Here is a 12,615-nt window from a genome sequence, read left to right on the forward strand (position 1 = left end):
CGGTCGCGGTGATGAGGTCGGCCAGTGCCGCGCCGTCGAGGCGGTCGGGACCCGTGGCTGCGATCCGCCGGACTCAAGCGTCGGGCACGGCCGGATCCACCGGCGACGGATCCACCACGTCGGCCATGGGGGCGAGCGCACCGCTGTGACCGGCGCCGATCGTGGAGACGGACGGTACCTGCACCCATCCGTCATCCTGGTCCCAGGAGGTGGGCATGACGACCGATCGCACCCGCATGGTCGCCGGCGCAGCCGCGCTCGCGCTGGTGCTGCTGGCCGTCCTGGTCGTCCCGAACGCCGACCGGCGGATCGCCGGTGTGGCCCGCGGCGTGCCCGACCTGCCGATCGCCGGTGGCTGCGTCCTGGACATCACCCGGCTCTTCGATGATGTCGACCGGCGACAGCCCTGGACCGGTCCCATCGTCAGCGGCTTCCCGGACGCGCAACCCGGACCGTGTGACGACCGCGCGGTGGGCCGAGTGATCTGGGCCGGCCTGGACCTCGTCGGACCGTCGCAGGTGGACAGCGCCCAGTACAGCCGACTGTCCAGCCAGACCTGCCAGCTGCCGTGGCGGGCCTGGCGGGAGGACCGCGGTCTGGCCCGGGTCATCGATGAGCGCGACAGCGGAGTCCTGGCCTGGGACCCCGCCGTCGAGATCGGGGTGCTGTTGGTCGGGCCGACCGCGGCGGCACGGTCGGCCGGCGAGCGGTGGTCGGCCTGCGTGGTCGCACCCGACCGGGGCCGCGGCGCGCCCGATCAGCGCATCGGTGCCCGTGACCTGACCGGGCTCGGCGTCTGCACCGCCGTCGGTCCGGACGGCGACGAACCCGTCGCCTGCTCGGAGCTGCACACCCGAGAGACGTTGGCGTGGCTCGCGTCCCGCGGCGGGACGCCCACCGACGAGCAGTTGCTCACGTCCTGCCGGGAACGGATCGCGCAGCGCACCCGCATGGCCGATCCGACCGCCGACGGGGCGTTGCGCATCGCGGTCGAGCCGCCGACCGGTCGTGCGCTGGCTGACTGCTCGGTGACCGTGACCGGAGACCGGCCGCTGCAGGGCACCCTGGTCGGGCTCGGATCGCGGCCCCTGCCGTACGCGCGGTGATCGGCCATCATGTGATCACCCGGGTCACGACCGCGTGGCCCCGCGCACGATGGAGTGCCGATGACCGATCAGATCACCCCCGTGCCGACCGGGACCGGTGTCCCCGCCTTCGGTCCGCCACCGCCCTTCGACCCTGAACTCGGAGCGCTGCTGGCCGGCCTGGCCGGTCAGCTGCCGTCGTCCATCACGCCCGAGATGATCAGCGCGATGCGGGAGGGCGCGCTCAACCCGGTGACCGACGACGACCTCCGTCGCGCGGGTGCCTTCGACGTCGAGGAACGATCGGTGCCAGGCCCGGACGGCGCGCCGGACATCTCGCTGCTCATCTGCCGGCCGACCGGGGTGAGCGCGGCGACGCCGGCGATCTACCACACCCACGGCGGCGGGATGATCATCGGCGACAACCGCACCGGCATCCTGACCATGCTCGACCTGGCCGCCGAGTTCGGGCTCGCGGTCGTCTCCGTCGAGTACCGGCTCGCTCCCGAGCACCCCGACCCCGCGCCGATCGAGGACTGCTATGCCGGCCTCGTCTGGACCGCCGAACACGCCGCCGAGCTCGGCATCGACCCGGAGCGGATCATCGTTGCCGGTGGAAGCGCCGGTGGTGGGCTGGCTGCCGGGCTGGCCCTGTTGGCCCGGGACCGCGGCGGTCCGGCCCTGCTGGCCCAAATCCTGCTCTACCCGATGCTGGACGACCGCAACGAGTCGGTGTCGAGCCGGCAGATGGCCGGCCGCGGCGTGTGGGACAGCACCTCCAACCTGACCGGCTGGACCGCGCTGCTCGGTGACCGGCGGGGTGGCCCCGACGTGTCGCCGTACGCGGCGCCCGCCCGCGCCACCGACGTGTCCGGGCTGCCGCCGGCCTTCATCGACGTCGGCACCGCGGAGACCTTCCGCGACGAGGACGTCGAGTACGCCACCCGGCTGTGGCACGCCGGTGGCGAGTGCGAGCTGCACGTCTGGCCGGGCGCGTTCCACGGCTTCGACATGTTCGCCCCCGAGATGATGCTGTCCCGGGACGCGCTGGCCGCCCGGCCGCGCTGGCTGGCCCGGATCCTGGCGCGCTGACGTCAGGCCGGACGGCGCCGGTCAGGAGGAGCGGCGCCGTCCGGTGGCCACCGCGTGCGCCACCCGCGTGACCAGCGTGAACCGCAACGGCACCGACACGGTCCGGCTGCCGGTCAGCAGCTTCCCCTGGGCCGACGTGGTGCCAGCACCGAGACTGGCGACGGTGCCGTGCCTGTCGGTCACCTCCAGCCGCAACCCCAACTCCTGCAACGCCTCGCCGAAGCCACCGACCACGCTGAGTCCGCGTGGTCGGTGCCGGCGCCGTCGCCAGCCCGGTCCTGCCCGTTGGGTGTGGGGCAGGACGGGGAGCGACCGCCACAGGTGCCAGGCGTCGTCGGTGCGCAGCGTCAAGGTCGACCCGGATCCCGACAGGTGCGCCGGGATCCCGTCGACCTGCAGGTCCAGATCGGCCGTGACCGTGGTGGTCAGGACCCTCGGCCGGTCCGGACCCCCAGGCACACGCTGGGCGGCACTCGATGGTCGGAGCCCGCGCTCGCTCGTCCGGCGCTCGCGCGACTCCTCCCGCTGCAATGGTCGGAGCCCGCGCTCGCTCGTCCCTCGTCGGTCGTGATGCGCAGGGTGCCGTCGAGCTTCCACACCGCACGCGGCGAGTCCGCCCCGGTCTCGCGGGGGACCTCGACGGTCATGTCGACGAACTGGTAGTTGATCGCGGCGCCCTGACCGGTCAGGTACGACCACATCTGCTTGCCCAGGTCGGCGAAGCTGGACGTCTGCTGCTGCTCGAGCGGTGCCTCGGTCACGGGTACTCCCTTCGTCGTGGACTGCACGCGGTGCCGTGCGGTCGGGGTGCCGTCATCCCGATCCGCCGACGCCCACCATCAGTCCCCACTGACTCGCAGGGAATACCAGATGCCGCCGGACCCGGCCTGTGGCAATTGATCTCGATTGTCTCAACGATCGCTCGCCGGGGCACCCAGAGCGGCCCGGGGAGCCGGCCGGCAACGGGTCAGGCCGACACCCGGGCGCGGAGCAGGCAGAACTCGTTGCCCTCCGGGTCGGCCAGCACGTGCCACGACTCGTCCCCGCGCTGGCCGATGTCCACCGTCCGGGCGCCCAGGTCGAGCAGTCGCTCGAGTTCCGCGTCCTGGTCCCGGTCGGTCGGGTTGACGTCGAGGTGCAGCCGCAGCTTGGCCGTCTTCGGCTCGAGCGACGCAGGAACACGATGGTCGGCAGCGAGCCACCCGAGCCGCCCGTGCCGCCCGGCGGTCCGATCTCGATGACGCCGTCCTCCTCGTCCAGTCGCTCGTACCCCAGCGCCGAGCACCAGAAGGTGGCCAGGGCGTCGGGATCGTTGGCATCGAGGACGAGCTCGGTGAGGCGACAGGCCATGGCGGCAGGTCAGCCGGGGGGAACGGCCGCCCCCGGGGCCCGAACCGCCCCGGCGCACACTGTCGCCCATGACTCGGTACGTGATCATCGGAGCCGGCGCGGTCGGCGGCACCATCGGCGGCGCGCTGGCCCGGACCGGCCAGGACGTGCTGCTGGTCGCCCGCGGCCGACACGCGGAGGTGATGCGCGAGGACGGCCTGACCCTGCGGACCCCGGATGGGGCGTTCACCGTGCACCCGCCGGTCATCACCGACCCGGCCGAGGCGGACCTCACCGTCGACGACGTCCTGGTGCTGACGGTCAAGACGCACCAGGCCGTCGACGTGCTGCCGGTGTGGGCCGACCTGCCGGTGTGGGACGCCGGCACCGTGGTGGGCACGGCGGGGGAGCGGTTGCCCATCATCACCGCGCTGAACGGGGTGGTCAGCGAGGACCTGGCGTCGCGGTGGTTCCGGACCGTGCTCGGCTGCTGCGTGTGGCTGCCGGCGATCCACCTGGAGCCCGGTGAGGTGATCGTCCGGTCCGCTCCGGTGCTGGGCATGCTGCACATCGGCCCGGTGCCCCTCGGCCCGGCGCCGGCCGCGCTCACCGCGCTGCAGCAGCCGTGGACCGACAGTGGCATCCGGGTGGCCCTGCCGGCGGACGTGATGCCGTGGAAGTACCGCAAGCTGATCAGCAATCTGGGCAACGGACTGCAGGCCGTGCTGGGTGACGACCACCCGGCGCTGGCCGAGCTGACCGCCCGGGCCGAGGTGGAGGCCCGGGAGGTGCTGGCCGCCGCCGGCATCGAGCTGGTCGACGAGGACGAGCACACCGCGGCCCGGGCCGACTCGCTGACGCCGCGGCCGGTCCCGGGCGAGCCGGAACGACTCGGCGGATCGTCCTGGCAGTCGCTGGCCCGCGGCACCGGATCCATCGAGACGGACTACCTCAACGGCGAGATCGTCCGCATCGCACACCGTCTCGGCCGGGAGGCGCCCGTCGACGAGACGGTGGCGCGGATGTGCCGGCGCGCCGCCACGATCGGCGCGGCCCCGGGCGAGCTGGCCGGACAACTGCTCGACGCGCTGGGCGTCGGGTCCTGAGTCAGGCGCTCGCCGGCGCCAGCGCGGCCTGCTCGAAGGTGGCGATCATGCCGCGCACGAAGACGGCCGTGTGCTGCCATTGCTCGACGGCCACGGTGCGGATGCCCAGCGACTTGACCGGGTAGTCGTTGCCGCCCGGGTCGAGCCGGTCACCGACGAACAGCACCTGGTCGGGGCGCAGGTCGAGCCGCTCCAACAGCTTGGCCATGCCGTAGGCCTTGTCCACGCCCTTGCGGGTCACGTCGATCGACGTCGACCCGCCACCGCGGACCTCGAGCTCGGGCAGCAGCGGCGCCGCGTAGGTCCGCAGCCGCTCCTTCTTCACCCCGTCCGGATCCCAGGCGTGCTTGGCGTCGACCGGAGCCTGCTGACCGAGGGCGGAGAAGGTGATCTGGCTGCCCCGGTCCTCGATGATCGGGCCCCAGGTCTGCGACTCCCACAGGCCGAGCTCCTTGGCGCCGGCGGTCAGCACCTCGACCACCCGCTGCTTGTCCGGCTCGGACAGGTCCTCGGCGTAGACGCGGGTCCAGGCACCGTCCTGACGTTCGTAGTACTGGGTGCCGCAGGTCGGCATCAGGTGCATCCGGGCCAGCGCGGTCTCGGCCGCTGATCCGGATGAGGCGTCGCCGTTCGTCACTGCGTCGAGTGCGGTCGGCAGGTTGGCCAGCACCTGGGTGTCGAACTGCTCGAAGCGGCCTCCCGAGATGATGCAGACCCGGACGTGCGGCAGCAGCCCGGTGAGCAGTTCGGCCATCTCCGGGTCGATCCGCGACTTCGACGGCGCCAACGTGTCGTCCAGGTCGAACGCGACCAGTTCCAGGCCCTGCAGCGCGTGCGTCAACCGATCCCCCGCTTCCGACCGCCACCGACGGCGACTCCCCGTGTCGAACGCGGGCGAGGCTAACACGGGCCTGACCGGCGGCCCGGGGATCTGCGACCGACCTCACCGAGCCGCCGACCAGCGGAGATCGCCCCAGCCGGCGGTCGGAGGGGTCCCCCGCCACCACACCCGCAGCGGGCCGATGAGGCGGAAACCAGCCGCCCGGGCGGGTGACAAGTCCTCGGGTCGTTCGTACCCGACGAGGTCCCGACCCGGGAACGCATCGGCGACCGCGCGGACCGCCCGCAGCCACACCACCGTCGCGTCAGCACCGGTCAGGACCAGGTTGGACAGGCCGACCACCGTCCCGCTGAGGCTGGCCATCACCGAGCCCCCGTCCACCTCGAACCGCCTGACGCCGCCCCGGTGCCCGGCTCGCCGTGAGCCGGCCGGCGCGGGCAGATGGATCCACTCGGCGTCGAAGAGCACGCGGAAGCCGTGCGCAGACAGGTCGAGCGTGGCGAAGCCGTCCTTGACCGAGCAGCCCGGACCGGCGTCGATCCGGCTCAGCAGCGCCTCCGCATCGACGTCCGGCTCCCGCGTCACCGCGTCCGGGTAGCCGGTCGGGGTACGCGGCCGGGCGGTCCAGGCGTCCGCCCGCCAGGTGGTCGCCACGCCGGCCAGCCGGCAGACGTGGTCGCACCAGACGGCGTTGTTCTCAACCGCCTGCCGCAGCACCGCCGGCGCGATCACGCAGTCCGGCGTCCCGCGGGCCGCTGCAGCGGGGCCAGCCCCAGGTGCTCGCGCAGGGTGGTGCCCTCGTACTCGGTGCGGTGCACACCGCGCTCCTGCAGCAGCGGCACCACGGTCTCGGTGAACGCCTGCAACCCGCCCGGGACCAGGTGCGGCACCAGGATGAACCCGTCACAGGCGTCGGAGTCGACGTACCGCTCGATCAGATCGGCCACGGTGGCGGGACTGCCGATCAGGTGCTGCCGGTTGCCCATCTCGGCGACCGTGCGGCGCAGGTTCCACCCGTGCTCGGCCGCGGCGGCGCGCCACCGCTGCGCGGTCTCCAGCTGATCGGTGACCATGCGGACGCTGGCCCGGCCCTGCGCGACCGTGCTCTCGCCCACGATCGGATCGACGTCGGGCAGTGGCCCCTCCGGGTCGAGGTCGGACAGGTCCCGGTTCCACAGCTGCTCGGCCAGCATGATGGCGGTCGCCGGGCTGACCTGCTGCAGCCGGATCCCGGCGGCCAGCTCGTGAGCCTCGGCGTCCGTGTCGGCGATGGCGAAGGTGGTGGCGGGCAACACCTTGACCGCGTCGCGCGGTCGGCCGAACCGGGTGAGCCGGGCACGGATGTCGGCGGTGAATGCCTGTCCGGCCTCCAGGGTGCCGTGCCGGGTGAAGATGGCGTCCGCCGAGGCGGCGGCGAAGTCGCGTCCCGCGTCCGAGTCGCCTGCCTGGAAGATGACGGGCCGGCCCTGCGGGCTGCGCGGCACGTCGAAGTGACCTGCGATGTCGAACTGGCTGTCGCTGATCGTGAAGCGACCCGGATCCGCTTCGGCCAGGAACCGTCCGGCGGCCTGGTCGGCCACCACCGCGTGCTCCGGCCAGGAGTCGACCAGCGTGGTCACCGCGTCCAGGAACAGCCGGGCCCGTTCGTACCGCTGGTCCTGCCCGAGATAGCCGCCGCGGCGGAAGTTCTCGCCGGTGAAGGCGTCCCAGGACGTGACCACGTTCCAGGCCGACCGGCCGTCGGAGAGGTGGTCGAGGCTGGCGAACTGCCGGGCCACCTCGTACGGCTCGTTGAACGTCGAGTTGATCGTGCCGGTCAGTCCGATCCGCTCGGTCACTCCGGCCAGGGCGGCGAGCACGGTGAAGGTGTCGGGCCGGCCGACCACGTCGAGGTCGTAGATGCGGCCGTGCTGCTCGCGCAGCCGCAGACCCTCGGCCAGGAACAGGAAGTCGAACCGGGCCGCCTCGGCGTCCTGGGCGAAGCGCACGAAGGAGTCGAACTCGATCTGGCTGCCGGACGCCGGGTCGCTCCACACCGTGGTGTTGTTGACGCCGGGAAAGTGCGCGGCCAGGTGGACCTGCTTGCGCGGACGGGGCTGGGTCACGCCGGGACTCCCTCGTCAACGGTGCTGCGGTAGCGGTTCTCGGGTCGGGCCAGACCCAGGTGATCGCGCAGCGTGCCCGGGGCCGGATCGGTGCGCAGGCCGCGTCGGGCCAGCTCGGGCAGCACCGAGCGGGCGAGCGTGTCCAGGTCGTCCGGGAGCACGGCCGGCCGCAGCCGGAACCCGTCGACCCCACTGCCCCACCACTGGGTCAGCCGGTCGGTCAGCTCGGCGGCCGAACCGGCCATGATCGCGGCGTCCGAGACCAGGGGGCTGCCGTCGGCCGCGTCCAGCCGAGCCCTGCGCTCGGCGGCGGGTTCACCGTCCGGACCGTCCAGCAGGACGACCAGGTCGGCGACCACCCGCAGCGGCGCGGTCCGGCCGGCCGCCGCGGACTCCTGCGCCACCAGGTCGAGCAGCTCCCGCAGCTGAACGGCGTCGGCCGGGGTGATGGCCACGACGTCGGCCGAGCGGACGGCGAACCGGACGGCGGCGGAGGAGTCGTCCGAGCGAGGAACGAGGGAGGACGGGCTCCGACCATCAACTCGGGCGTGGGCCAGCGCCAGGACCACCGGCTGCCCCTGCGGCGGTCGCGGGGTGATGGACGGACCGCGCACCGAGAAGAACCGGCCCTCGAAATCGACGCAGTGCAGCCGGTCGCGGTCGATGAACCGGCCGGTGGCGACGTCGCGGATCTCGGCGTCGTCCTCCCACGAGTCCCACAGCCGGCGCACCACCTCGACGGCGTCGCCGGCCTCGTCCAGCAGTTCGGTGACCGCGGCGTCGGTGAGCTCGGCGGCCATGGTCCGGCGCCCGAAGTGGGCGGCCTCGGCCGGGCGGGGGCTGACCTGCGGACGCCAGCCGGCCCGTCCACGGCTCACGAAGTCCAGCGTCGCGATCGACTTGGACAGGTGGAACGGCTCGGTGTGCGTCACCGAGGTGGCCGGCACCAGACCGATCCGGGAGGTGACGGGGGCGATGCGGGCCGCGACGAGTGCGGCGTCCAGCCGGCCGGCGACCCGGTCGGTGCGGCCGGCGACGGCGTTCCACGGCTGTGCCTGCAACCCGAGACCGTCCTCCAGCGTGAGGAACTCGAAGCCGGCGGCGTCCGCCCGGCGGGCCAGGTCGACCCAGTGGCCGGCCGAGAACAGTCGGTCGGCGACCACACCGGGTTCCCGCCAGGCCGCCGCGTGCCAGCCGGCGCCGTCCAGGGCGATCCCCAGCAGCATCGGCAGGCGCTGCCGTTGCCCGTGCGTGCCGTCGTCCATCCTGCAGACCACCCGTCCTGTCGTCGGCATCGTCGTCCTGTCAGGCAGCAACACCCGACCGGCGTGGATCGATGCCACGGCGGGCGGATCGGGTGCCGATCCTGCGGCCCGCGGCGGGCGCCCCGCCCTTTCCGCCCGGCACGATGCGCGACCGACCGATGGAGGACGCGACGCTCAAGGCAGCGCACAGTGACCGCTGGGTCCGTGGCTGGGTCGGCGACACCGCGGTCGTCGAACCCGCCGAGCTGGTCGACATCACCGTCGACGGCATCCCCCGGCCGCCTGCCGGTGTCGCCGTTCAGCGACGAGGAGATGCGCCCGCACGCCGACGACGAGTTCCATCGCTAACCGGGCGATCCGCCGCCGGCCCGTCGTCGCGGCGGCGGACCGGGGACCGGCTTGGCCGCGACGACCGAGGCCAGCACCACCCGTGCCCCGCCGCGGCGGGTCCGGACGGTGACGGTCTCCGCGTCGATCGACTCCAGGTTCCCGAGGGTGTCGGTGAAACCGGCGGGCACCGCGCTGCGGATGACGACGCGGGTACCCAGCGGCAATCCCCGCAGCACCGAGACCGGGTGTGCCGGCCGCTCGGGGGCGGTCACGCCCGTCAGAGCGTCCTGGCGACCAGAGGCACCAGCTGGTTGGCGGTACGGCCCTCGCCCGGGGTGCCCACCGCGGTGAACGTCCAGCCCGCGCCCGAGCGGGACAGCCGGGCCATCACGACGGCGGTGTGAGTGCCGGAGCCGGACAGCTCGTAGCGGACGAGCTCGCGGTCGCCGTCGGCCGAGTCGACGGCCCGGGCCACCGCGTTCTCGATCTGGCTGAAGTTCTGCCCGCTGTAGGAGTTCACGACGAACACGATGTGGGCGACCTCGGCGGGCACCTGAGGCAGTTCGACCAGGATCGACTCGTCGTCGCCCTCGCCCGCGCCGGTGCGGTTGTCCCCGGTGTGCTGCAGCGAACCGTCCTTGGAGCGGAGCTGGCCGAAGTAGACGATGTCGACCACCTGGCCGGCCGCAGTGAACAGCAACGCGGAGGCGTCCAGGTCGACGGACACCTGCTTGGTACCGCCGAACAGGCCGCGCTTCTTGATCGCGTCCCAGCCCAGGCCCATGCGGACGCGGCTGAGCGAGCCGCCGCCGGACTTGGTGAGGTTGACGGTCTGGCCCTTGGTCAGGCTGACGCTCATGCTGCGGATTCCTTCCGTCGGTGACTCGGGCCGTCGGTGACCCGAGCAGGGGCGGGGCAGGTCAGGCCGGCCGATCAGACATTGACGCCGTAGTCCTTGGCGATGCCGGCCAGGCCGGTGGTGTAGCCCTGGCCGATGGCCCGGAACTTCCACTCGGCGTTGTGCCGGTACAGCTCGCCGAACACCATGGCCGTCTCGGTGGCCGCGTCCTCGGTGAGGTCGTAGCGGGCCAGCTCCTGGCCGTCCGCGCTGTTCACCACGCGGATGTAGGCGTTGCGGACCTGGCCGAAGGTGACGCCGTTCGCCGCTGAGTCATCGCCGGTCTCGTAGATGGAGGCCAGGAAGACGACCTTGTCGACCGAGTCGGGCAGCGCGGCCAGGCTGACACCGATGACCTCGTCGTCGCCCGCGCCCTCGCCGGTGCGGTTGTCGCCCTTGTGCACGATCGTGCTCTCCGGCGCGGTGGTCTGGTTGAAGAAGATGAACCAGGCGTCGCTGACGATCGACCCGTTCGCGCCCACGCCCAGGGCGCTGGCGTCCAGGTCGAACTTCGCCCCGGTGGTGGTCCGGGCGTCCCAGCCGAGCCCGATGTCCACGGCGGTGAGCCCAGGCGCGGACTTGGTCAGCGACAGGTTGCCGCCCTTGACGAGACTGATCCCCACTGCGTGTTCCTCCTGGTCCCGTGTGCTGGTCCGGTGTGCTGGTCTGCGGGCGGGTCGGGGTCAGCCGACGTTGACGCCGAAGTCCTTGGCGATGCCGGCGAGGCCGGTGGCGTAGCCCTGGCCGATGGCCCGGAACTTCCACTCGCCCCGGTTCCGGTAGACCTCGCCGAAGACCATGGCCGTCTCGGTGGACGCGTCCTCGGTCAGGTCGTACCGGGCCAGCTCCTCGCCGTTGGCCGCGTTCACCACGCGGATGAAGGCATTGCGGACCTGGCCGAACGACTGGTGCCGCTGCTCGGCGTCGTAGATGGAGACCGGGAAGACGATCGAGGCGACCTGGGCCGGCACCGTGGACAGGTCGACGGTGATGACCTCGTCGTCGCCCTCTCCCTCACCGGTGAGGTTGTCGCCCTCGTGGTGGATCGAGCCGTCCGGCGAGTCCAGGTTGTTGAAGAAGACGAACCACTCGTCACCGAGCACCTGGTGGCCCTCGTTGAGCGCGAGGGCGCTGGCGTCCAGGTCGAAGTCGGCGCCGGAGGTGGACCGGACGTCCCAGCCCAGTCCGACCGACACCGTGGTCAGGTTCGGCGCGGCCTTGGTCAGGCTGACGTTCCCGCCCTTGCTGAGACTGACGCCCATCGGTGTGCTCCCTCGTCTCGTGGCCGGTCGTGTCCGATCGTCGCGGACCGGTCCGTCCGGCGCCGGGTGGTGGCATCGGACGGGACGTCCAGTCTTCCTGACGCGGTTGAGTGCGGCATGAGTCGGGGTTGGACACCGGATCGGTCCGTCTGCTCAGTCCACCGGGGTGGCATCGTCCAGCCAGGTGACCCGGTCGAAGCCGAACGCCTGGGTGGCCGCCCGCACCGTGCTGCCCACCGCGTCCATCTCGGACCGGACCACCCAGCACCCGTCGACCGCCGTGAGCGAGGCCAGGACCAGGACGGACGCGGTCCCGGGCGGGGTATCCAGGGCGGGCACCCGCACCTCGATGGGTGCCTCGATGCGGCCGCCGCCGAAGGTGGTGATGACCAGGGTGCCGCCCCAGGCCACCGCGCCCCCCGTGCCGGACACCGCGTAGACGACGACCCGCTCCAGGTCACCGGTCTGCCGCAGGTCCAGGCTGATCCGCTCGTACTGCGCCCGCGCGGCCAGCAGCGCCGGGCGGCGGCTCTCGCCCATCGGCCCGGACCGGCGGCCGGTGGACTGCTGGACGATCGAGGACAGGCCGGACCGCAGCGTGAACGCCGCGCCCAGCCGCAGGTCGGCGAACGCCCCGGAGACGGCGGCGTCGACGGTGAGCGTCCCGATGCCGGACTGCACCCGGCTGAGCCGGACGACGGGGGAGCGCCGGGTCAGCAGGGTGGCCGCACCGGACCGCAGGGCCGGGACGGGCGGCACCCCCGCGGTGCGGGCGGGGGCGGCGACCGGCGAGGCCGTCGGTGCGGGTCCCCGCGCGGCGGGCGGCGCGGCCGGATGCGCGCCGCCCAGGTCGAGCAGCGCCGATCCGGCGGCCGGGTCGGGGGTCGCCCGCCGCGCCGCCGGAGTCGGCCCGAGGTCCAGCGGATCGCCACCGGACGGCGCGGGCGCCGGTCGGGACGCCGGCGCCGGGGCGCCCAGGTCCAGCGGGGTCGACGACTCCGCGGGCCGGGCCGGCGGCGGTCCGCCCAGGTCCAGCGAGGTGTCCGCGGTCGGCGCGGGCGGTGCCGGGGCAGGACGGGCCGGCGCCGGTGGGTCGCTCGAGCCGAACAGGTCGAGCAGGTCGTTGCCGCCACTCGCGCCGCTCGGGGCGCTCGGCGCGGACAGGTCGAACGGGTCGGCCGCCGGCGGTGCGGGTGGTGGGGCCGTGGGTGGTGGGGCCGTGGGTGGTGGGGCCGACGGCGTCGGCCCCCCGCCCCACGCGAGCGGCGCCGCGCCCCCCCACCCGCCCCGCCCCCCCGGGGC

The 12,615-nt window shown here is 73.3% G+C and carries 13 protein-coding genes and 3 pseudogenes; 3 read left to right on the forward strand and 13 right to left on the reverse strand.

The features are described from left to right. Positions 1–73: 73 nt before the first annotated feature. Positions 74–217: a hypothetical protein gene (locus JL106_RS14200; RefSeq protein ID WP_205261391.1), complete on the reverse strand. Its 144-nt coding sequence runs from the start codon at positions 215–217 to the stop codon at positions 74–76. Between JL106_RS14200 and JL106_RS14205 the strand changes: the two genes are divergently transcribed. Together JL106_RS14205 and JL106_RS14210 are read left to right on the forward strand one after the other, a co-directional pair. After that, entirely contained in the window at positions 216–1,106 is an 891-nt protein-coding gene (locus JL106_RS14205) for a hypothetical protein (RefSeq protein ID WP_205261392.1), read from the forward strand. The genes JL106_RS14200 and JL106_RS14205 overlap by 2 nt on opposite strands. Positions 1,107–1,166: 60 nt before the next feature. Beyond that, a complete protein-coding gene (locus JL106_RS14210) occupies positions 1,167–2,177 on the forward strand; it encodes an alpha/beta hydrolase (RefSeq protein WP_205261393.1) in 1,011 nt (336 codons plus the stop codon). Between the two features lie 21 nt (positions 2,178–2,198). Here the strand turns inward: JL106_RS14210 and JL106_RS14215 are convergent, their stop codons facing one another. The 3 genes and pseudogenes from JL106_RS14215 to JL106_RS14225 form a co-directional block, all read right to left on the reverse strand. After that, positions 2,199–2,528 carry a hypothetical protein gene (locus JL106_RS14215; protein WP_205261394.1) on the reverse strand — a complete coding sequence of 110 codons (330 nt, stop codon included), beginning with the start codon at positions 2,526–2,528 and terminating at the stop codon, positions 2,199–2,201. A gap of 194 nt (positions 2,529–2,722) precedes the next feature. Further along, positions 2,723–2,938 (reverse strand): annotated as a pseudogene (locus tag JL106_RS22570) (hypothetical protein); the annotation flags it as partial. Positions 2,939–3,144: 206 nt separating this feature from the next. Then, a pseudogene (locus JL106_RS14225) lies at positions 3,145–3,527 on the reverse strand (VOC family protein). Positions 3,528–3,595: 68 nt separating this feature from the next. On the opposite strand from JL106_RS14225, the gene JL106_RS14230 reads away from it, so the two are divergent. Beyond that, a complete protein-coding gene (locus JL106_RS14230; protein WP_205261397.1) occupies positions 3,596–4,612 on the forward strand; it encodes a ketopantoate reductase family protein in 1,017 nt (338 codons plus the stop codon). Between the two features lies 1 nt (position 4,613). Here the strand turns inward: JL106_RS14230 and JL106_RS14235 are convergent, their stop codons facing one another. The 9 genes and pseudogenes from JL106_RS14235 to JL106_RS14275 all read right to left on the reverse strand — a co-directional run. Beyond that, complete coding sequence (locus JL106_RS14235) at positions 4,614–5,453, reverse strand: HAD-IIB family hydrolase (protein ID WP_205261398.1); 840 nt, start codon at positions 5,451–5,453, stop codon at positions 4,614–4,616. Positions 5,454–5,555: 102 nt separating this feature from the next. Then, positions 5,556–6,185: a hypothetical protein gene (locus tag JL106_RS14240; protein WP_205261399.1), complete on the reverse strand. Its 630-nt coding sequence runs from the start codon at positions 6,183–6,185 to the stop codon at positions 5,556–5,558. Then, on the reverse strand, positions 6,182–7,558 hold the full coding sequence (locus tag JL106_RS14245) for an NtaA/DmoA family FMN-dependent monooxygenase (protein WP_205261400.1): 1,377 nt from the start codon (positions 7,556–7,558) through the stop codon (positions 6,182–6,184). Before JL106_RS14245 ends, JL106_RS14240 begins: the two co-directional genes overlap by 4 nt. Next, the gene (locus tag JL106_RS14250; protein ID WP_236007680.1) at positions 7,555–8,823 is read right to left on the reverse strand and encodes an LLM class flavin-dependent oxidoreductase; all 1,269 of its coding nucleotides are present in this window, start codon (positions 8,821–8,823) and stop codon (positions 7,555–7,557) included. Before JL106_RS14250 ends, JL106_RS14245 begins: the two co-directional genes overlap by 4 nt. A gap of 344 nt (positions 8,824–9,167) precedes the next feature. Next, positions 9,168–9,425 (reverse strand): putative acetyltransferase, encoded by a 258-nt coding sequence (locus tag JL106_RS14255; RefSeq protein ID WP_205261401.1) that lies wholly within the window; start codon positions 9,423–9,425, stop codon positions 9,168–9,170. 5 nt (positions 9,426–9,430) lie between these two features. Further along, positions 9,431–10,012 carry a TerD family protein gene (locus JL106_RS14260; RefSeq protein ID WP_205261402.1) on the reverse strand — a complete coding sequence of 194 codons (582 nt, stop codon included), beginning with the start codon at positions 10,010–10,012 and terminating at the stop codon, positions 9,431–9,433. 74 nt (positions 10,013–10,086) lie between these two features. Then, positions 10,087–10,674, reverse strand: coding sequence for a TerD family protein (locus JL106_RS14265; protein WP_205261403.1), 588 nt, complete (start codon positions 10,672–10,674; stop codon positions 10,087–10,089). Between the two features lie 60 nt (positions 10,675–10,734). Continuing rightward, entirely contained in the window at positions 10,735–11,313 is a 579-nt protein-coding gene (locus JL106_RS14270; protein ID WP_205261404.1) for a TerD family protein, read from the reverse strand. Positions 11,314–11,466: 153 nt separating this feature from the next. Further along, positions 11,467–12,615, reverse strand: a pseudogene (locus JL106_RS14275) (hypothetical protein); the annotation flags it as partial.

It is taken from the genome of Nakamurella leprariae, assembly GCF_016918035.1.
Lineage (GTDB): Bacteria > Actinomycetota > Actinomycetes > Mycobacteriales > Nakamurellaceae > Nakamurella > Nakamurella leprariae.

Excerpts from the sequence above, each read along its gene's own strand:
- JL106_RS14205 (WP_205261392.1), top strand. The coding sequence starts at position 216 with ATGACGACCGATCGCACCCGCATGGTCGCCGGCGCAGCCGCGCTCGCG.
- JL106_RS14200 (WP_205261391.1), bottom strand. The coding sequence starts at position 217 with ATGCCCACCTCCTGGGACCAGGATGACGGATGGGTGCAGGTACCGTCC.
- JL106_RS14210 (WP_205261393.1), top strand. The coding sequence starts at position 1,167 with ATGACCGATCAGATCACCCCCGTGCCGACCGGGACCGGTGTCCCCGCC.
- JL106_RS14230 (WP_205261397.1), top strand. The coding sequence starts at position 3,596 with ATGACTCGGTACGTGATCATCGGAGCCGGCGCGGTCGGCGGCACCATC.
- JL106_RS14250 (WP_236007680.1), bottom strand. The coding sequence starts at position 8,823 with ATGGACGACGGCACGCACGGGCAACGGCAGCGCCTGCCGATGCTGCTG.
- JL106_RS14260 (WP_205261402.1), bottom strand. The coding sequence starts at position 10,012 with ATGAGCGTCAGCCTGACCAAGGGCCAGACCGTCAACCTCACCAAGTCC.
- JL106_RS14270 (WP_205261404.1), bottom strand. The coding sequence starts at position 11,313 with ATGGGCGTCAGTCTCAGCAAGGGCGGGAACGTCAGCCTGACCAAGGCC.